The 18,934-nt window shown below is 73.8% G+C and carries 15 protein-coding genes; 12 read left to right on the plus strand and 3 right to left on the minus strand.

All coding sequences use genetic code 11. From position 1 onward, the window contains the following. Positions 1-1,161: a macrolide family glycosyltransferase gene (locus tag ACIGNX_RS27765; RefSeq protein ID WP_396543695.1), complete on the plus strand. Its 1,161-nt coding sequence runs from the start codon at positions 1-3 to the stop codon at positions 1,159-1,161. A gap of 39 nt (positions 1,162-1,200) precedes the next feature. Here ACIGNX_RS27765 and ACIGNX_RS27770 read toward each other — a convergent pair whose 3' ends face one another. Beyond that, a complete protein-coding gene (locus tag ACIGNX_RS27770; protein WP_396543697.1) occupies positions 1,201-3,177 on the minus strand; it encodes a carbamoyltransferase in 1,977 nt (658 codons plus the stop codon). 355 nt (positions 3,178-3,532) lie between these two features. Here ACIGNX_RS27770 and ACIGNX_RS27775 point away from each other — a divergent pair, with 355 nt between their 5' ends. After that, a complete protein-coding gene (locus ACIGNX_RS27775; protein WP_396543698.1) occupies positions 3,533-4,495 on the plus strand; it encodes an L-tyrosine/L-tryptophan isonitrile synthase family protein in 963 nt (320 codons plus the stop codon). 4 nt (positions 4,496-4,499) lie between these two features. Further along, positions 4,500-5,354, plus strand: coding sequence for a TauD/TfdA dioxygenase family protein (locus tag ACIGNX_RS27780; protein WP_396543700.1), 855 nt, complete (start codon positions 4,500-4,502; stop codon positions 5,352-5,354). A 30-nt stretch (positions 5,355-5,384) separates the two neighbouring features. On the opposite strand, the gene ACIGNX_RS27785 is transcribed toward ACIGNX_RS27780, so the two are convergent. Beyond that, on the minus strand, positions 5,385-6,404 hold the full coding sequence (locus ACIGNX_RS27785) for an endo-1,4-beta-xylanase (RefSeq protein WP_396543702.1): 1,020 nt from the start codon (positions 6,402-6,404) through the stop codon (positions 5,385-5,387). 274 nt (positions 6,405-6,678) lie between these two features. On the opposite strand from ACIGNX_RS27785, the gene ACIGNX_RS27790 reads away from it, so the two are divergent. The 7 genes from ACIGNX_RS27790 to ACIGNX_RS27820 all read left to right on the plus strand — a co-directional run bounded on the left by ACIGNX_RS27790 (position 6,679) and on the right by ACIGNX_RS27820 (position 15,954). Next, a complete protein-coding gene (locus tag ACIGNX_RS27790; protein ID WP_396543703.1) occupies positions 6,679-7,671 on the plus strand; it encodes a glycosyltransferase in 993 nt (330 codons plus the stop codon). Between the two features lie 185 nt (positions 7,672-7,856). Continuing rightward, positions 7,857-10,070: a glycoside hydrolase domain-containing protein gene (locus tag ACIGNX_RS27795; protein WP_396543888.1), complete on the plus strand. Its 2,214-nt coding sequence runs from the start codon at positions 7,857-7,859 to the stop codon at positions 10,068-10,070. Then, complete coding sequence (locus ACIGNX_RS27800; RefSeq protein ID WP_396543705.1) at positions 10,067-11,326, plus strand: glycosyltransferase; 1,260 nt, start codon at positions 10,067-10,069, stop codon at positions 11,324-11,326. The genes ACIGNX_RS27795 and ACIGNX_RS27800 overlap by 4 nt, the downstream gene beginning before the upstream one ends. A 195-nt stretch (positions 11,327-11,521) precedes the next feature. Then, positions 11,522-11,884, plus strand: coding sequence for an STAS domain-containing protein (locus ACIGNX_RS27805; RefSeq protein WP_396543707.1), 363 nt, complete (start codon positions 11,522-11,524; stop codon positions 11,882-11,884). Between the two features lie 50 nt (positions 11,885-11,934). Next, positions 11,935-12,972 (plus strand): GAF and ANTAR domain-containing protein, encoded by a 1,038-nt coding sequence (locus tag ACIGNX_RS27810; protein ID WP_396543709.1) that lies wholly within the window; start codon positions 11,935-11,937, stop codon positions 12,970-12,972. A 52-nt stretch (positions 12,973-13,024) separates the two neighbouring features. Next, positions 13,025-14,083 (plus strand): chemotaxis protein CheB, encoded by a 1,059-nt coding sequence (locus tag ACIGNX_RS27815; protein WP_396543710.1) that lies wholly within the window; start codon positions 13,025-13,027, stop codon positions 14,081-14,083. Between the two features lie 11 nt (positions 14,084-14,094). Beyond that, positions 14,095-15,954, plus strand: coding sequence for a CheR family methyltransferase (locus ACIGNX_RS27820; protein WP_396543712.1), 1,860 nt, complete (start codon positions 14,095-14,097; stop codon positions 15,952-15,954). Between the two features lie 9 nt (positions 15,955-15,963). Here the strand turns inward: ACIGNX_RS27820 and ACIGNX_RS27825 are convergent, their stop codons facing one another. Then, positions 15,964-16,689, minus strand: coding sequence for an ATP-binding protein (locus ACIGNX_RS27825; RefSeq protein ID WP_396543713.1), 726 nt, complete (start codon positions 16,687-16,689; stop codon positions 15,964-15,966). A 197-nt stretch (positions 16,690-16,886) separates the two neighbouring features. Between ACIGNX_RS27825 and ACIGNX_RS27830 the strand changes: the two genes are divergently transcribed. Together ACIGNX_RS27830 and ACIGNX_RS27835 are read left to right on the plus strand one after the other, a co-directional pair. Then, the gene (locus tag ACIGNX_RS27830) at positions 16,887-17,399 is read left to right on the plus strand and encodes a DUF1360 domain-containing protein (protein ID WP_396543714.1); all 513 of its coding nucleotides are present in this window, start codon (positions 16,887-16,889) and stop codon (positions 17,397-17,399) included. Between the two features lie 87 nt (positions 17,400-17,486). Next, positions 17,487-18,836 (plus strand): MFS transporter, encoded by a 1,350-nt coding sequence (locus ACIGNX_RS27835; RefSeq protein WP_396543715.1) that lies wholly within the window; start codon positions 17,487-17,489, stop codon positions 18,834-18,836. The last annotated feature ends 98 nt before the right edge of the window (positions 18,837-18,934 follow it).

Consider the following 18,934-nt stretch of genomic DNA (forward strand, 5'->3'; position numbering starts at 1 on the left):
ATGGCGCACTTCGCCTTTGTCAGCGCGCCCGCCGCCGGGCACGTCAACCCGACCCTGCCGCTCGTGGAGGAGCTGGTCCGCCGCGGCCACCGGGTCAGCTACGCCACCGGGCCCGCCACCGCCGACGGCGCGGCCCGGGCGGGCGCGACCCCGGTCGTGCTGCCGTCCGAGCTGCCGCCGGACCTGGACTCGCGCGGCGAGTTCACCGCCGAGCAGCTCGCGGTGACGCTGGGGTACTTCCTGGACGACGCCGAGGTGTCGTTCCCGGTGCTGGCCGCGCACTTCGAGGCGGACCGGCCGGACGCGGTGTGCTACGACTCGGTGACCTTCACCGGGCGGGTGCTCGCGAACCTGCTCGGCGTGCCCGAGGTGGCGCTGGTGCCGACCTTCGCCGAGAACGAGCGGTTCTCGGCCACGCAGGTCTACCTGCCGCCGACGTTCGACCACGGGCACCCGGACCTCGTCGCCGCGGTCGAGCGGATGGGGGAGTTCGCCGCCGGGTTCAGCTTCCTGGACGACCCCAACCTGATGTTCGGCCACGTCGCGCCGCTGAACGTGGTGTTCGTGCCGCGCTCGTTCCAGCTCTCGGCCGACACGTTCGACGAGCGGTTCCGCTTCGTCGGGCCGTCCCTGGGCAGTTGGCAGGAGGCCGAGGAGTGGTCGCCGCGCACCGACGCGCCCGTGCTGCTGATCTCCCTGGGCACGGTGTTCACCACCCGACCCGACTTCTACCGGGCGTGCGTCGAGGCGTTCGGCGACGGGCCGTGGGAGGTCGTGATGTCGATCGGCGGCCTCGACCCCGCGCTGCTGGGACCGCTGCCCGGCAACGTCACGGCGCACGCGCGCGTGCCGCAGGTGGCCGTGCTGCGGCACGCGTCGGCGTTCGTCAGCCACGCGGGCATGAACTCGGTCATGGAGTCGCTCTACCACGGCGTGCCGTTCGTGGCCGTGCCGCAGATCCCCGAGCAGCGGGCCGTCGCGGCGCGGGCCGCGGAGCTGGGCGTCGGCGTCACGCTCGAGGACCAGACCCCCGAGGGGCTGCGGGCCGCGGTGTCGGCCGCCTCCGCGAACCGGGCGGCCGTGGCGGCGATGCGGGACGTGGTCCGCTCGGCCGGCGGGGCGCGCGCGGCGGCCGACGCGGTGGAGGGCCTGGTGCGGTGACCCGGCCGCCGGTGGCCCGCGCGGGCCACCGGCGCGCCGTCAGCGCCGGGGGGAGAGGACGAAGAACCGCCGCTGCCACAACGACAGCAGCTCGGCGCGCGCCTCCTCGGGCAGCCCGCCGGCCAGCGCGGCCACGGTGCTCTCGCCGTCCGCCGCCGCCAGCAGGTCGAACACCGCGGGCGACACCGCCGCCGACGGGCCGAACGAGTAGTCCAGGTACACCTCGCCGGTCGCGTCCTCGCCCGGCCGCCAGTCGCGGCGCAACCGGGTCACCGGCCGCGGGGTGAGCACGAGGTCGTCCAGCGCGTCCGCCACCGGCCCCCGCCGCCGCACCAGGAAGTCCTCGACCACCAGCACGTCGATCTCCGTGGTCAGGAACGTGGTCACCGCGTCGTGCACGGACTGCACGATCGGCTCGGCGTTGTTGTTGAACGACGTGTTGAGCAGCACCGGCGTGCCGGTCAGCTCGCCGAACCGGGTGATCAGCTCGTGGAACCGCGCGTTGGCCGCCGGCGTGACCACCTGCACCCGGGCCGTGCCGTCGACGTGCGTCACCGCGCCGAGTTCGCCCCGCCGGTGCGGCAGCACGCGCACGACGAACGACATGAACCCGTGGTCGGCCCGCGTGGCGGTGAGGTCGAAGTAGTCGGCGGCGGCCTCGGGCGTGACGGCGGGCGCGAACGGCCGGAAACCCTCCCGCTTCTTCACCATGGCGTTGATCCGGTCCCGGTTGGCCTCCGGGCGGGGATCGGCCAGGATGCTGCGGTTGCCCAGGGCGCGCGGCCCGAACTCCGAGCGGCCGTGCGCCCAGCCGACCACCGCGCCCCCGGCGAGCAGCGCCGCCGTCGCGCCGACGACGTCCTCGCAGCGCTCGACGTCCACGACCGCGTCCCACGCGCGCAACCGCCGCTCCACTTCGTCCGGCCGACCCAGGTCGGGGCCGAGGCTCGCGCTCGTCAACCGGGCGACCCCGGTGTGCGGCCGGCCGAGCCGGGCGGCGGCCACGATCGCCGCGCCCTCCGCCGCACCCGCGTCGTGCGACGAGGGGTGCACGAAGACTTCCTCGAACAGGCCCGAGCGCAGGATGACGCCGTTCAGGCTGCTGTTGTGCGCCACGCCGCCGGTGAAGCACAGCCTGGTCGCGCCGGTCTCCCGCGCCCAGTGCGCGAGCACGTGCATCGCCAGGATTTCCAGCGTCTCCTGGAGGCCGGCCGCGAAATCCCGGTGCTCCCGCGTCACCGGTTCGCCCGCGCGCCGGGAGCGGAACCCGGCCTCGTAGAACGGCGCGACGGTCGGGTTGATGTCCGGTATCGGCGGGGTGATCCCGTAATCGCCGTCCGGCCGCAGCGCGTAGAGGTCGCGGAACTGCTCGCGGTACCGCGCCGGGTCGCCGTAGGGCGCCAGCCCCATCACTTTGTACTCGTCGCCGAAACCGTAGCCGACGTGCCCGATCGCGTCCTGGTAGAGCTGGCCCAGCGACTGCGGCACCGAGTACGACCGCAGCTCCCGCAGCCCGCCCGCACCGCCCAGGTAGACCGTCGTGGACGCGGTCTCGCCGCGGCCGTCCATCACCACGACCAGCGCGTCCGCCATGCCCGACCGCGCGAACGAGGACCAGGCGTGCGCGAGGTGGTGCCGGGCGAACGTGATCCGGTCGGGCGGGACGTCCCAGTCGAAGTGCTCGCGCAGCCGGTCGCGCAGCAGGTCGACGCCCCAGCGCACCGGCTGGACCGGGTTGGCCACCTGGAAGTTGGCCAACCCGAGGTCGACCAGGTCGTGGCCGAAGTAGTAGCCGATCCCGTCGACGTCCGCGGGCCGCGCGCCCGCCAGCTCCAGACACGCGCGGATCGCGCCGGCCGGGAACCGGTTGGTCTTCTTGACCCGGTTGAACCGCTCCTCCTCGACCGCGGCGACGAGTTCGCCGTCGGCCACCAGGCACGCGGTGGCGTCGTGCATGTAGGTCCGGTACAACGCAGGCAGCAGGTCGAAATGGCCGCTAATGCCCAACGTCAGCATGCCGCTCCACTCCGCGGGTGGGGTTTCTCCCGTACCGAACCACGGCCGCAACAGGGCCCGTACCGCTGATCGGCCGGATTGTCGGGAATAACTATTCCGATGTTCTTGGAATGGTGTTGTCAATGCTGGAAACCGAACCGGGACTTCCGTCGGACGTCCTGTTGACGGCCCGCATTGCGGTGTTCCATAGTGGCGGAACTGACATTGTCGCCGGCCGGCCACGCTCACCGCGCGGTGGCGTGGTGCCATCTTCCCAGCGCTGGGCCCCACTCCCCGATATTCCAGGTGACGCACCCACGGCGTTCGCTTCCCGGACGGGTGCGCGCCGTTCACAGGCTCGGGAAAGAGGAGTTCCATGTCCGCCCACCCCACCGACGCCGTGCTGGATTTGTTAATGGGGCACCAGAGGCTCCTGCACGACGGCGACGGCACGCACGGCCGCCGGTGCGCGCGGTGCCGCGACGCCCAGCGCGGCCGGATCGACGTCCACGTCCGCGCCGGACGCGCCATACCGATGCTGCTGCCCGCCTTCCCGGCGAAGTCGCCCAACCCCGACAAGGTCCTCGGCCACCTGCCCGACCTCGCCGAGGAGCTGTCCATCGCCTTCCTCGAAGAGCTGTGCGCGCGCGTCGCGGAGGTCCACCCGCCCGGGGCGCACCTGATCATCTGCTCGGACGGGCGCGTGTTCAACGACGTCGTCGGCATCCCGGACGCCCACGTGTCGGCCTACCAGCGGGAGATGGCCGACGTCCTGCGCCGCCTGGGCACCGCCCACATCAGCCTCTACAGCCTCGACGACGTCTACCCCGGCACGGACCCGGCCGCGATGCGCCGCAAGCTGTGGGCCGACCACGCGCCGGAGCTGGAGGCGCTGCGGGACGAGGTGCGCGGCGGCGGCCCGATGCTGGGCCTGTACCGGGGCATCACGCGCTTCCTGTACGAGGACGCCCGGACCCCGGCCTTCCAGGGCAGCAACGCGACGTTGCAGCGGGAGAGCCGCAAGCGCGCCTACGAGGTGATCGGGCGCAGCCAGGCGTGGGGCAACCTGCTGTCCGTGCTGCACCCGGACGCGGTCCGGCTGTCCATCCACCCCCAGCCGTGCGGCCACGAGAAGTTCGGGATCTTCCTGCAGCACACCGGCGACGAGGACCGCTGGCTCACTCCGTGGCACGCCGTCGCGGTCGAGGAGCGCGGTCGCTTCCGGCTGATGAAGCACCGCGCCGCCAAGGACGCGGGCGGGCGGCTCGTGCTGCGCGACGGCCGGCCGTCCCACTACGTCCTGCCCACCACGGACCACCCCACCTCCTCGAAGGGCTGAAGCCATGTCATCCGCCACCACCACACCGGACACCGCCTGGGCCACCGGGCCGCTGTCCCCGTTCGGCGCGCTGGTCACGGCGCGGGCACCGGGCCTGCCGTTCACCGCGCCGCCGGTCGACCAGGTGCGGACCCTGGTGCGCCGGGAGCACCTGGTCGTGCTGCGGGGGTTCACGCCGCCCGCCGACGGCTCCGCGCTGGAGGCGTACGGCCGCTCGTGGGGCGAGGTCCTGGAGTGGTCCTTCGGCACGGTCTTCGACGTGCTGGCGCACGAGGAGCCCGAGGACCACGCCTTCGACACCAGCTTCATGCCGATGCACTGGGACGGCATGTACGCCAGGTTCGTCCCCGAGTTCCAGGTGTTCCACTGCCTCACCGCGCCAGCCGCGACCGAGGGCGGGCGCACCCTGTTCACCGACACCACGAAGCTGCTGGCTGACGTCGGCGCCGACACCCTCGCCCGGTGGCGGGACGTGGTGCTGCACTACCGCAACCCCAAGGTGAGCCACTACGGCGGCCTGGTGATCTCGCCGCTGGTCGAGCCGCACCCGGTGACCGGCGCGCCGACCCTGCGGTTCCTCGAACCGGTGCCCGAGGGCGTGGAGATCCTCAACCCGCCGAACGTCACCGTGGCCGACCACGGCCCCGAGGAGGCGCGGGCGCTCGTCGACGAGGTCCGCAGCGCGCTCTACGACCCGCGCTACCTCTACGCGCACTCGTGGGAGCCCGGAGACATCCTCATCACCGACAACTACACCCTGCTGCACACGCGCGAGCCGTACCGGCGCGGCCTGCCCCGGCACCTGCAACGGGTGCACGTCCTGGGCGATCCGCCGCACCGGAGCCACCTGGACGGCTGACCGGCCGCCGGGCGCCGGACCGCACCCGGTTCAGCGCCCGGCCCCGTTCAAGGCGTCGAGCACGGCGGTGTACGCGGGCTTGGCGGCACCGGAGCCGTCGAACAGCACGGGCGTGCCGGACGCGCGCCACGAGTCGTTGTCGCGGACGCCCCACACCGTGATGCCGGTGCACCGGCTCACCGCCAGGCAGGCGCCCACGGCACGCCGGTACCCGTCCGCCTGCGCCGCGCCGGAACCCACGACGTCCAGTTCGGTCAGCTGCACGTCCACGCCCAGGTCGGCGAAGGCGGCCAGCGTGGCGGCGAAGTCGGCGGGCACCGGCCGGTAGGGGTCGAAGTGGGACTGGACGCCGACGCAGTCGATCGGCACGCCCCGCGCCCGGAAGTCCCGCACCATCGCGTGCACCGCCCGGGTCTTGGCCTGCGACCAGTCCTCGATGCCGTAGTCGTTGTAGCAGAGCTTCGCGTCCGGGTCGGCGGCGCGCGCCGCGTGGAAGGCCGCCTCGATCCAGTCGTCGCCGGTGCGCTGGAAGTTCGAGTCGCGCCGCGCGCCGGACGTGCCGTCGGCGAACGCCTCGTTCACCACGTCCCAGGCGAGGATGCCGCCCCGGTAGTGGGCCACCACCTGCGTGACGTGGTCGAGCATCGCCCGGCGCAGCGCCGACCCCCGGAGGTTCTGGAGCCAGGACGGCTGGCCGGAGTGCCACAGCAGCGCGTGGCCGCGCACCCGCATGTCCCGCTGCACGGCGTGCGCCACGACCCGGTCCGCGGGCGCGAAGGTGAACCGGCCCTGCCGCGGTTCGGTGGCGTCGAGCCCCATCTCGTTCTCGGGCGTGATCACGCCGAACTCGCGGTCGAGGACGGCGGTGTAGGCCGGGTCGGTCAGCTTGTGGCCCTGCACGGCCACGCCGAAGTACCGGCCGCTGCGCCCGGCGGCCGCGGCGAGGGTGGTGGCGGGCTCGGCGGCGACCGCCGGCCTGACCGGCACGACGGCCGGGGTCGCGACGGCGAGGGCCGCGACGGCGAGGCAGGCGGACAGGGGTGCTCGCATCTCGACGGTCCTCCCCGACGACCCGGGCGGCGTTCGCGAGCGGGTCGCGTTCGCCGGTGGGCGGCGTGTCCGAGTGGGTGGCGTTCCGGCTGGGTGGTGTTCCGGCTGGGTGGTGTTCACGATCGGCGCGACCCGGCACCCCGGGCAATGCTTGTCGAACGTTTTCGCAACCACCGCGCCGCGGGCGAGCCGCCGCGACGCCGTTCGGCGGTCCGGGCGCGGTCCCGGCGGCGGTACCGACACGGCGATGATCACCGGGGCGTAGATTCGGCCCATGCGCGTGCTGTTCGCCTCCCTCGCGTCGGTGGGGCACACCTACCCCCTGGTCCCGCTCGCGATCGCCGCCCGCGACGCCGGGCACGAGGTGCGCTTCGCCGTCGGCGAGGAGGTGCACGAGCCCCTCGCCGCCCACGGGCTGCGACCCTTCCGGCCCGCCGACACGTTCTACGAGATCTACGCCGAAGACCTGCGGCCGGAGCTGGAACGCCTGCGACCGGACCTCGTGGTGCACGGCTGGGGCGTCCCGGGCGCCGCGACCGCCGCCCGGGACGCGGGCATCCCCGGCCTGTGGCACGGGTTCGGCCGCCTGTTCCCCGAGGGGATCGGCCTCGAACGCCCCGGCCGCGACGTGCCGGGACGCCCGCACGTCGACATCTGCCCGCCGTCGCTGCAGGACCCGGGGTTCCTGGCCGCCGAGGAGCGGGTCGCGCTGCGCCCGGTCCCGTTCCCCGGACCGGGCGCGTGGGACGTCCGCCGCCCCTCCCGACCGCTGGTCTACCTCACGCTCGGCACGGCGTTCGGCACGCCGGAGGTGCTGACCGCGGCGATCGGGGGACTGGCCGCCACGGGCGCGCGGGTGGTCGTGGCCACCGGCCGGGTGCGCCCCGACCAGCTGGGTGACCTGCCCGACGGGGTCACCGCCCACGCCTGGGTGCCGCAGGCCGACCTGCTGCCGCACGTGGACGTCGTCGTGCACCACGGCGGCAGCGGCACCACCCTCGGCGCGCTCTCCGTCGGCGCGCCGCAGCTGTTCCTGCCGCAGGGCGCCGACCAGTTCGCCAACGCCGACGCGGTCACCGCCGCCGGCGCCGGCCTGACCCTGCGGCCCGACGAGGTGGGCGCCGAGGCCGTCGCCGAGCACCTGCGCACGCTCCTGCGGCCCGGCGCGCACACCGACTCCGCCCGCGCCGTCGCCGAGGAGATCTCGCGCATGCCGACCCCCGCCGACGTCGCCCGGAGGCTGCCGGAGCTGGCCGAACGGGGCTGAGGGGCGTCCCGCGACCGCCCGACCCGGGTGACCGCCGCCCGCCGGCCGCCCGGGCACGTCGAACGGCGCCTCACCCGCACCGGTGATCGAGCGCCACGCGTTCCCGCCGAGTTCACGTCGGTGAAACCACCGGTGGCCCGGCGCTGACCTACAGTCGCGCCATCCTGAACGAGATCGATCCACTCATCGGAACGGCGGCGACCTCCCTGCCCGCGGCGCAGGGTCTCGCGGCCACCTGGTGGTGGCCGAAAGCGCAGATCGGCAACACCCACCCCGGCGCGACCTCGCCGCTGGGCATGGTGTCGGCCTGCGCCTACTCCGGCGCCTACCCGACCGGCTACGGCCGGTACACCAAGAACACCGAGGGCCTGCCCGAGGAGATGTTCGACCACGCGCAGGCGTCCGGGTTCACCCACTTCCAGCAGTCCGGCACCGGCGCGATCCGCAAGTACTACAACTACGTCCGGGTGACCCCGATGCTCCAGCAGCTCGACGCGCTGGGGCAGGCGTGGCCGCTGCACGACGAGGTCGCCGAGGCCGGGTACTACGCGACCACGCTCGACACCGGCGTCCGCTGCGAGATCACCGTCGGCGAGAAGGTCGCGGTCCACCGCTACACGTTCCCGGAGCACCGCAGCGCACGCGTGGTCGTGGACCTGTCGTGCGGCGGCCTGGCCATCGACCACGGCCACACGGTGCCCCTGCGCGCCCAAGTCGAGAGCCTGGGGCACGGGCGCGCGCAGGGCACGGTCGTCGTCGAGGGCGTGCCGCTGTCGGTGCACGTCGAGGTCGACTCGCCGGGCTGGCGGCAGATGCTCTGGCACGACCGCCGGCTCATCGAGGGCGGCACCCGGCTGGACTTCGACCGCATCCGCCAGACCACGTTGCGCCCGTTCGGGCTGCTGTTCCTCGGCCCGACCTCCGCCGGGCAGACCGTCGAGGTCCGGATCGGCTTCTCCCTGCGCGGCTGCGACCAGGCCAGGGACAACCTGCACCGCGAGTGCGGCCCGGCGTCACCCGCGTTCGACGCCGTCCGGAAGCGCACCCGGGAGCGCTGGCGCGACCACGTGGGCCGGGTCGAGGTCGAGGGCGGCACGCCCGCGCGGCGGCAGGTGTTCGCCACCGCCCTGTACCACTCGCTGATCAAGCCGTGCTTCGCCGACGACGAGAGCCCGTTCTGGCCCAGCTCCGGCCCGTTCGCGTTCGACATCTGCACGATGTGGGACATCTACAAGACCCAGCTGCCGCTGCTCGCGGCCATCGTCCCGAACCGGGCGGTCGACCTGCTGGAGTCGCTGGTCCGGGTGTGCGAGGAGGAAGGCAACTTCCCGATCGGCTACCGCATGGCGCGGGGCGCGGACCGGTTCTTCCGGCAGGCCAGCGCCCTGGTGCACACCGCGCTGGCCGACGCGCACGCGCTGGGCCTGGGCGACGTCGACTGGAACTGGGCGCTGGCCCACATGGAAGCCGACCTGCGCCGGCTGTACGGCGAGGACTTCTACGAGCACGGGGTCGTGCACCCCATCTCGCACACCCTCGACCTGGCCTACGCCTACCACTGCACCGCGGGGGTGGCCCGCGCCCTCAACGACACCAGGCTGGCCGACGACCTGGCCGCGCGCAGCCTGCTGTGGACCAACGCGTTCGACCCGGGCACGGGCCTGCTGCGCGACTCGTCCTTCTACGAGGGCGGCAAGTGGAACTACTCGTTCCGGCTGATGCACGACATGGCCGGGCGGATCGCCCTGGCCGGCGGCGACGAGGCGTTCACGGCCATGCTGGACGCCTTCTTCGGCTTCGGCGCGCCACCGGTGACCCAGCCCGGCCTGCGGCCCGACCCGGCGGAGATGGCCGCGGGCTACGCGCTCAACCGGTTCGAGGGCCTCAACAACGAGCCGGACATGGAAGCGCCCTGGTCCTACCACTACGCGGGCCGCCCCGACCGCACGGCCGAGGTCGTGCACGCGGCGCTGACCTGGCAGTTCGGCACCGGTCCCGGCGGGCTGCCGGGCAACGACGACTCCGGCGGGCTCAGCTCCTGGTACGTGTGGGCCTCCCTCGGGCTGTTCCCGGTCGCCGGGCAGAACCTCTTCCTGGTCAACGCGCCCGCGTTCGCCCGCGCGACCCTGCACGTCGGCGACCGCGACTTCGTGGTCGAGACCCGGGGCCACCGGGAGACCCCGATCGGCTCCGACGAGCCCGACCGCGCGCCGGCCCCGCAGTACGTGCAGTCGGCCCGGCTCAACGGCGAACCGCTGGACGTGACGCACCTGCGGGCCACCGACGTGCACGCGGGCGGTCGGCTGCAACTCGAGCTCGGCCCGGAACCGTCGGCCTGGGGCCGCGCGGTCCGGCCGCCGTCACCATCACACCGCCGCGCACCGGGAGCCCGTCCATGAGCACGCCGAACCGCCGCCTCGTCATCGTGGTCCGCGCCGACCCGGTGATCTGCGGCCACTCCGGCGAGGCCCGCAACCTCGCCGAGGTCGCCCTGACCCGCGGATTCGACGACGTGCGGCTGCTGACGTGGCCGCTGCCCGCCCTGGAGGCGGCGGGCCTGCCGCTCAAGCCGCTGGACCGGATCACGCCCTACAGCGCGGGCATCACGGTGGAGCGGCCGGAACCGGTCGGCGACTACCGGGTGCCCGACGGCCGGTACCTGGCCGGGCTCACCGGCCGGCTGGTCGAGCTGCTGGCCGAACCGGTGCCCACCACCTGCCTGTCGATGTACCTCGTGCCGCACACGGCCGTCGTGGGCGACGCCGTGGCGGTGGCGCGGGCCGCCGGGTTCACGCCCGACGTGCGGACCATCGCCAAGGCGGTCGGCTCGGACGTCACCAACGTCATCCGCTCGTGCGTGCGCGAGGGCCGGTTCGGCGCGGCGGTCGCGCTGTTCACCACGTTCCTGGCCAACGACCAGGTGATCGCCGTCTCGGAGTACACCCGGGAGGAGATCGTCGCCGCCGCCGAGACCGTCGACGCGCACTGCGGCACGCGGCTGGCCGACGAGTGCCGGGCCCGGGTCGAGGTCAGCTACCCGCCGGTCGACACCTCCGCCTACCTCGACCTCGACCCGGCCGCGGTGGACGCCGCCCTGGCCCGCCGGGGCCTGCACCGCGACGGCTACGTGCTGTTCCTGTCCCGGGTGGCGCGGGCGAAGGGCGTGCACGACCTGGTGGCCGCGTTCGGCCGGTCGCGCGCCCGGGACCGGGTGAAGCTCGTGATCGCGGGCAACGGCCCGGCGCTGGAGGACATCCGGCAGCTCACCCGGGACGACGACCGGGTGCTGCTGCTGTCCGACGTGGACGACGGGGAGAAACCGCTGCTGATGCGCGGCTGCGCCGCCTACGCGCTGCCGACCAGGCCCGAACCGGACTTCGTGGAGACGTTCGGCATCGCGCTGACCGAGAAGATGCTCGCCGGCGGTGGGCCCGTGATCACCACCATCACCGGCGGCACCGGCGAGGCCGTCGGCGGCGCGGCGCTCATCGTCCAGGCGGGCGACGTCGCCGGTCTCACCGCCGCGATCGACCGGGCGGTGCTGGAGATGTCACCCGACGAGCGGCGGGTGCTGGAGGACCGGGCGCGGGCGCACGCGCTGTCGTTCGACCGGGTGAGGGTGTTCGACCACCTGTTCGCGACGTCGCCGCTGTAGCGGGGCGCCGACCCCGAGCCGCCGAGCCCCGGGCCGCCGGCGGCCCCGGCGTGATCAAGGTCGCGCTTCGGCGCGCCTGGTTGCGCATGCCCTCCCGACCTCGTAGCGTCGGAAGCGGATCGACGTACGCCGCCGTCGAGAGCAGCACCGGTTGAACAGTCAGCCGCACCACGACCTCCCGGGAGTGTGCCGGCTGTGCCCGACCCGACCGCAGTCCACCTGCGAACGACCCGCCTCCACGACACCCTGGTGATCCACCTTGCCGGAGACGTCGACCTGGCGACCGCCGCCCCCCTCCGCGCCGCGGTGCGCCGCGCCTTCGCCGAGGCCACGACCGCGGTCGTCCTGGACCTCGCCGACATCACGTTCTTCGGGGCGGAAGGGCTCGCGCTGCTGGTCGAGTCCCGGGAACTGGCCGACGCCGCCGGCCTCCGGGTCGCGGTGGTCGCCCCCGGCCGCCGCGTGCTGATGCCGATCCGGGCGACGGGCGTCGACCGCGTCCTGGACGTGCGCGCGTCGTTGGTGGACGCCCTGTCCGCGACGGCCGCGTGCCGTTGACCTCCGATCGACCACGCATGGTCACCGGGTCGACGGGGAAGAAACCTGCGGTGGACCTGGCGCGGAAGCTCGCCGACGCGGCGCTGTCGATGTCGGACGAGGAATCGTTGGAAGGCACCGCGGCGCGCATCGCCGCCCTGGCCGGGGACCTCGTGCCCGGCGTGGACGCCGCGTCGGTGTCGATGTCCCGCCGGGGCGCCGTCCGGACCCTGGCCGGCACCGGCGACCTCGCGCGCGCCTGCGACGCCGCGCAGCACGACACCGGCGAGGGCCCGTGGCTGGACGCGATCGCGCACGACTCCCCGGTCGTGGTCCACGACCTGCGCGTCGAGAGCCGGTGGCCGCGCTTCGCCGCCGCCGCGCCGGGGGCGCGCAGCGTGCTGTCCTGCCACCTGTCCGGTGAACCGGGGGTGCACTCCGCGCTCACCCTCTACGCCGCGGCGCCCTCGGCCTTCGACGACGACGCCGTGACGATCGCCTCCCTGTACGCGAAGCACGCCGCGATAGCGCTGCGCACCGCGTCACGCCTGGAGGACCTGAACTCCGCGGTCCACAGCCGCGAGGTGATCGGGCAGGCCGTGGGCATCCTGATGCAGCGCCACCGGGTGACCGCCGACGAGGCGTTCGGGCTGCTGTCGAAGGCGTCGCAGCGGCTCAACGTCAAGGTGCGCCGGCTCGCCGGCATCATGGTCGAGACCGGCATCGACCCGCGCGACACGGCGGAGCTGGCCGGCCGAGCGGCCAAGGAGGCGGGTGCGCGGGCCGACCAGCTGCACCGGCGGCTGGTGTTCGGCCGGTCCGACGACCAGCGGGTGTCCGACCCGGTCGCCGAGGCGAGCCGCCGGGCGCGGTACGCGACGGCCCGCGCGGCCGACCGGTTGCAGCGCACGGTGGCGGCCTACACCAGGGCGGCCGAGGCGCACGACAACGCGGCGTCGATGTACGAGAAGCTGGCCCGGAGAAGCGGTCCGGAAGGGGCCCGGCACCTGCGCCGGGCCGGGGAGCACCGCGATGCCGCCGCGGCCGCTCGCCGAGCCGTCGACGAAGGGCTCGATGGCCACCTGCGTGATCAACGCCGGTCGCGGTGACCGCCGCCGGCGACTACGGTGGACCCATTCCCAGCGAAGGATGTGACTCCGGATGCCCTCGGTGCACCGCGACGTGATCGTGGTGGGCGCCTCGGCCGGAGGGGTGGAAGCCCTCCGCGAGCTGGTGGCCGGGCTGCCGGAGGACCTGCCCGCGGCCGTGGCCGTCGTGCTGCACCTGCCCGCCGGGGGCACCAGCGCGCTCGCCCGGATCCTGGACCGCGCCGGCCCGCTGCGGGCGGTCACCGCGCGGTCGGGCATGCCGCTCGAACGCGGGCGCGTCCACGTCGCGCCACCCGACCACCACCTGCTCGTGGTCGAGGACCGCTGCCTGCTGACGCACGGCCCCACCGAGAACGGCCACCGGCCCGCGGTGGACGCGCTGTTCCGCTCCGCCGCCGTCGCCGCCGGTCCCCGGGTCACCGGGGTGGTCCTGTCCGGCGTCCTGGACGACGGCGTGGCGGGCGTCGTCGCCATCCGCAGGCGCGGGGGAGCGGTGGTGGTTCAGGACCCGGACGACGCCCTGTACCGGGCGATGCCGGAGAACGCGCTGCGCCACGTGTCGGCCGCGCGCGTCCTGCCCGCCTCGCGCCTCGGCCCGGAGCTGGCCGCGCTGGCGCGGGAAGCGGTGCCGGTGCCGGACGCGCCGCCACCCGTCCCCACCGAGCTGACGCGGGAGAACGACATCGTGCGTGATTGGAGGGCGAGCATGGACGTCGGTGGCCAGTCGATCGGCAACCCCACCGAGTTCTCCTGCCCGGATTGCCGCGGCGTGCTGAACGAGGTCGAGCCCGGCTCGCTGCGGTACCGCTGCCAGGTCGGCCACGCCTGGTCGGCCGAAGCGCTGGCCCAGGCGCAGGGCGACGGGTTCGAGCTGGCGCTGTGGACCGCGCTGCGCAGCCTGGAGGAGAAGATCAGGTTGTCCGAGCGGCTCCGCGAGGCCGCCCGGGGCCAGGGCGACGGTCGGCGGGCGACCCGGTACGACTACATCGTCGAGGAGTCCTCGAACGCGGCCGAGGTGCTGCGGGCGTTCCTGGTGTCCGCGGTCGAGGGTCAGGCCGTGGACGGACCCCGGGACCCCGCCTACGCCGAGCCCGTCGCCGACGACCAGTAGCCTGATCCGCCGTGGACGCGACTCCGGCCGAGCCCGACAGCAAGTTCGAGGCCGTACTGGTCTACCTCAAAGAAGCGCGCGGGTTCGACTTCACCGGGTACAAGCGCACGAGCCTCGCCCGACGGGTCCGGCGGCGGATGGCGCACGTCGGCATCGAGGACTACGCCGACTACCTCGACCTCCTCCAGGTCAACCCCGAGGAGTTCGAGGCGCTGTTCAACACGATCCTGATCAACGTGACGGACTTCTTCCGCGACCGCGAGGCGTGGGACCACCTGCGCTCGGAGATCATCCCGATGATGCTCGCCGAGCGGGGACCGGACGACCCGGTGCGGGTCTGGAGCGCGGGCTGCGCGGCCGGGCAGGAGGCGTACAGCCTGGCGATGGTCCTCGCCGACGCCCTCGGCCCGGAGCGGTTCCGGCAGCAGGTGAAGATCTACGCCACCGACGTGGACGAGGAGGCGCTGACCCAGGCCCGCCAGGCCTCCTACACCGCCACCGAGGTGCGGAGCCTGGACGAGGACCAGCTCCAGCGCTACTTCGACCAGCAGGGCGGCCGGTACGTCTTCCGCAAGGACCTGCGCCGCTCGGTGATCTTCGGCCGCAACGACCTGGTGCAGGACGCCCCGATCTCCCGGATCGACCTGCTGGTGTGCCGCAACGCGCTGATGTACTTCAACGCCGAGACGCAGGCCCGCATCCTGGGCCGGTTCCACTTCGCGCTGATGCCCCGGGGCCTGCTGTTCCTGGGCAAGGCCGAGATGCTGCTGTCGCACAGCCGGATCTTCGACCCCGTGGACCTGAAGCGGCGGATGTTCCGCAAGGCGCTGGGCGTTCCGACCGGCCTGGGCGCGCTGGTGTCCCAGGCGGCGGTCCACGAGCGCGGCACCGACGTGAGCGGCCTCGACCAGCTCCGCGAGCACGCCTTCTCCGCCAGCCCCGTCGCGCAGGTGGTCGTCACGGGGGAGGACATCGTGGCGTTGATCAACCAGCAGGCGGAGGTGGTGTTCGGGTTGTCACCCCGCGACATCGGCCGGCCGCTGCGCGACCTGGAGCTGTCCTACCGCCCGGTCGAGCTGCGCGCCTACGTGGAGCAGTCCAAGGTCGAGCGGCGGGCGATCCGGGTCAAGGACGTCGAGTGGGCCCGCCAGCCCGGCGACTCGGTGTGGTTCGAGATCCACGTCAACCCGCTCGTCGACGGCGACAACGGGTTGCTCGGCGTCACCGTCGTGTTCCACGACGTCAGCGCCGCCCGCAAGCTGCTCGACGAGCTGGAGCACGCGAACCGCCAGCTCGAGGCCGCCTACGAGGAGCTCCAGTCGACCAACGAGGAACTGGAGACGACCAACGAGGAGCTCCAGTCCACGGTCGAGGAACTGGAGACCACCAACGAGGAGCTCCAGTCGACCAACGAGGAACTGGAGACGATGAACGAGGAGCTCCAGTCCACGAACGACGAGCTGCAGGCCATAAACGACACGTTGCGCGAGCGCAGCGCCGAGCTGGACGAGGTCAACGACTTCATGGAGTCGATCCTCACCTCGGTGCGCTCCGGCGTCATCGTGGTCGACCCGGACCTGCGCGTGCTGGTGTGGAACCGCGGTGCGGAGGACCTGTGGGGGCTGCGCCGCGACGAGGCCGTGGGCGCCCACCTGCTGAACCTCGACATAGGACTGCCGGTCGGGGAACTCCGCTCGGCGGTGCGCCGGGCGCTGGCCGGTGAGTCGGTCGAGGACGTCCTCATGCTGGAGGCGATCAACCGGCGCGGGCGCAGCACCACCGTCCGCGTGGTCATCTCACCGCTGACCGCACCCCAGGGTCGGATCACCGGCGCGATCGTGGTCATGGAGTCGGCGACGCAGCAGAGCTGACCGGCGGCGTCAGGCCGACAGGCGTTCCGGCGCCGTGCCGAGCACCGCCCACACCACCTTGCGGCCGTTGCCCCGGTCGGGCACGCAGCCCCAGGTCTTGGCCAGCTGCGCCACCACCAGCAGGCCCAGCCCGCCGTCCCGCCGGCCGAGTCGCTCCCGCAGCACCGCCGGGCGGGAGTCGTCGTCGCCGACCGCCACGGTCAGCAGGCCGCGGCGCAGCTCCAACCGCACGCGGGCGGCGGAGGAGGTGTGCAGGACGGTGTTGGTCACCAGTTCCGAGACGACCTGCACCGCCGCGTCGACGACGTCCTCCGGCAACCGCCAGTCGCGGCACGTCCGGGAGGCGAACGCGCGCGCGGCCCCGGGGCTGTCCAGGTCGTGCGGCAGGTCGCGGCGCGCGAGGCGGCTGGGCGGCGGTTCGTCCACGCGGTCCAGGGCGTCGGGCACGGTGTCGTGCACGGCGACGTAGCGGCGCAGCGCGGTGTGGGGTGGCACGTGCCCCGGGGCGCCGGCGAGCTTGAGCGGCACGCCGGGCCAGTCGCACGTCCGCAGCCACACCGCGGCGAACACGCTGAGCAGCGACTCCGCCCGGACCTCCACGTCGGCGAGGTCCACGACGACCGCCCGCGGCTGCTCGACGGCGCACTTGAGCAGCGTGTCGCGGAGCGAGGCGTAGGTGCCCGCGTCGAGCACACCGGTCGGGCGCACGACCAGGCAGCCGTGCTCCTGCCGCACGTCGCACCTCAACCCGTCCGCCTCCGTCCGCTCGTACCAGGCGATGCGCCCGTGATTACCCGTTCGTGGCACGCCTAACCCTCAAACGCCACGAACGGGTGTGACCAGTGGGTACGGGGACCGGCCCGGGGTCCGTCGGACGAGCACGGGCGCGGCGCCCGGCGTTTGAACCGGCGGGTCGCGGCTACACCCGAGCCATGCCGATCACCGACGTCTTCCGGAAGGTCAGCTCCGCCTACTCCGGGGGCGAGCGGCGCCCGTTGCGGGGTTACCTGGCGACGCTGAGCACCTACGGCGCGCTCGTCACCGGGGCGACCGTGATCGGGCGGCGCGTCGGCGTGCGGCTGCCCGAGCGGGTCGCCGTCGGCGACGCCCTGCTGCTGTCGCTGGCCACCCACAAGGCGAGCCGCCTGCTGACGAAGGCGTCGGTGACCAGCGTGCTGCGCGCGCCGTTCGCCAGGTTCGACGGACCGGCCGGCGCGGCCGAGGTCAACGAGTCGGTGCGCGGCGACGGGCTCAAGCACGCCGCGGGGGAGCTGGTGACCTGTCCGTTCTGCTCCGGCGTGTGGATCGCCAGCGCGCTCACCGCCGGCCTGGTGTTCGCGCCCCGGGCGACCCGCCTGGTCGCGACCGCGCTGTCGGCCGTCGCCGTCTCGGACCTGCTGCACTTCGTGGACGCCTCGCTGAAGCACTCCGCCGAGGAGCACTGAGCGAGAGGCGGGCGCCGGGCCGTCGTCGTTAGTCTGATCATCTGCGACGACGGGGGTGGCGGCATTCAAGGCGGCGACGGTGTGGGGGTGGCCGAGGGGGACGGCGCGGGCGTCTCGACGGCCGGGAGGGTGCGCGAGGTGCTGGCGATCGGGCCGTTCCGGCGGCTCTGGGGCGTCACGTTCCTGTGCAGCGTGGGCGACTGGCTGTCGCTGCTGGCGCTGACCGGCCTGGTGACGAAGCTGGCCGCCGGGTACGGCTGGGAGGGCTTCGCGCTCAGCGCGGTGGTGCTGACGCAACTGCTGCCCGGGGTGGTGTTCGCGCCGCTGGGCGGGGTGCTGGCCGACCGGTTCGACCGGCGCCGGGTGATGGTGGCGTGCGACCTGGCGCGCGGCGGGCTGTTCCTGTCGATCGCGCTCGTCGGCACGGCCTGGTGGCTGTTCGCGGCGAACTTCCTGGTCGGCTGCTGCGCGATGCTGTGGATCCCGGCGAAGGACTCGGCCGTGCCCAACCTGCTGGACCGGCCGGACCAGGTCGACACGGCCAACCAGCTCGGCCTGGTGATGACCTACGGCATCGCCACGGTCGGCGGGTTCGGCCTGTACTCGCTGATCGCGGGCGTCCCCGGCTACCTGGGGGTGCGCGACGGCGACCTGGAGTTCCGGATCGCGATCGTCGCCGTCGCGGCCAACGGCCTGCTCTACCTGTCCTCGGCGCTGCTGATCGCGCTGCGCGTGCCCGAGCTGTCGGGCCGGATCGCGCGGCCGGCCGGGCCCGGGGGCCCCGGGTTCCTGGTCATGATGCGCGACGGACTGCACCACGCGTGGGGCACACCGCTGCTGCGCGGCCTGGTGGTCGGCATGACCGGCGCGTTCGCGGCGGCCGGCGCGGTGATCGGCAGCGCCCGCCGGTACGCGACGAGCCTGGGCGGTGGCGAGAGCGCCTACGGGACGCTGTTCATCGCGGTCTTCGTCGGCCTGGCCGCCGGCATGGCGACCGCGCCGTGGCTCGCCCGCGGGCTCGGCCACCACCGGCTGTTCGGCGTCGCGATCGCCGGCGCGGGCCTGGGGCTGGCCGTCGTGTCGCTCGCACCGCACCTGTGGTTCGCGCTGGCCGCGGTCGCGGTGGTGGGCGGCTGCGCGGGCGTGGCGTTCCTCACCGGGTTGACGCTCATCGGCACGCGGGTCGAGGACGCGATGCGCGGCCGGATGGTGGCGCTGGTCCAGTCGTTGATGAAGCTCGTCCTCGGCCTGTCGACGGTGCTGGGCCCGCTGCTGGTGGCGGTGGTGGGACCGACGGCGGTCACGCTGTTCGACCGCTCGTTCGACGTGGACGCCACGCGGCCGGTGCTGCTCGGCGCGGGCGCGCTCGCGGCCCTCGTCGGGCTGGTGGCGCACCGCCAGATGCGCGACCGCGCGCCCCGGTCCTCTTCGGACTGACGCGGCCGGCGGCGACCCGTTCCCTCCCTGCGGTGTGAATCCCGTGTCGGGACCGGCCCGACCGGATACCCCACGTGGCGACACGGACACGCCGAGAG

Source organism: Actinosynnema sp. NPDC053489, assembly GCF_044544865.1.
Taxonomy (GTDB): domain Bacteria; phylum Actinomycetota; class Actinomycetes; order Mycobacteriales; family Pseudonocardiaceae; genus Actinosynnema.

Bases quoted from the DNA above. Each gene is read 5' to 3' on its own strand.
- ACIGNX_RS27770 (WP_396543697.1), bottom strand. From the start codon at position 3,177: ATGCTGACGTTGGGCATTAGCGGCCATTTCGACCTGCTGCCTGCGTTG.
- ACIGNX_RS27785 (WP_396543702.1), bottom strand. From the start codon at position 6,404: ATGCGAGCACCCCTGTCCGCCTGCCTCGCCGTCGCGGCCCTCGCCGTC.
- ACIGNX_RS27775 (WP_396543698.1), top strand. From the start codon at position 3,533: ATGTCCGCCCACCCCACCGACGCCGTGCTGGATTTGTTAATGGGGCAC.
- ACIGNX_RS27800 (WP_396543705.1), top strand. From the start codon at position 10,067: ATGAGCACGCCGAACCGCCGCCTCGTCATCGTGGTCCGCGCCGACCCG.
- ACIGNX_RS27790 (WP_396543703.1), top strand. From the start codon at position 6,679: ATGCGCGTGCTGTTCGCCTCCCTCGCGTCGGTGGGGCACACCTACCCC.
- ACIGNX_RS27830 (WP_396543714.1), top strand. From the start codon at position 16,887: ATGCCGATCACCGACGTCTTCCGGAAGGTCAGCTCCGCCTACTCCGGG.
- ACIGNX_RS27815 (WP_396543710.1), top strand. From the start codon at position 13,025: ATGCCCTCGGTGCACCGCGACGTGATCGTGGTGGGCGCCTCGGCCGGA.
- ACIGNX_RS27765 (WP_396543695.1), top strand. From the start codon at position 1: ATGGCGCACTTCGCCTTTGTCAGCGCGCCCGCCGCCGGGCACGTCAAC.
- ACIGNX_RS27780 (WP_396543700.1), top strand. From the start codon at position 4,500: ATGTCATCCGCCACCACCACACCGGACACCGCCTGGGCCACCGGGCCG.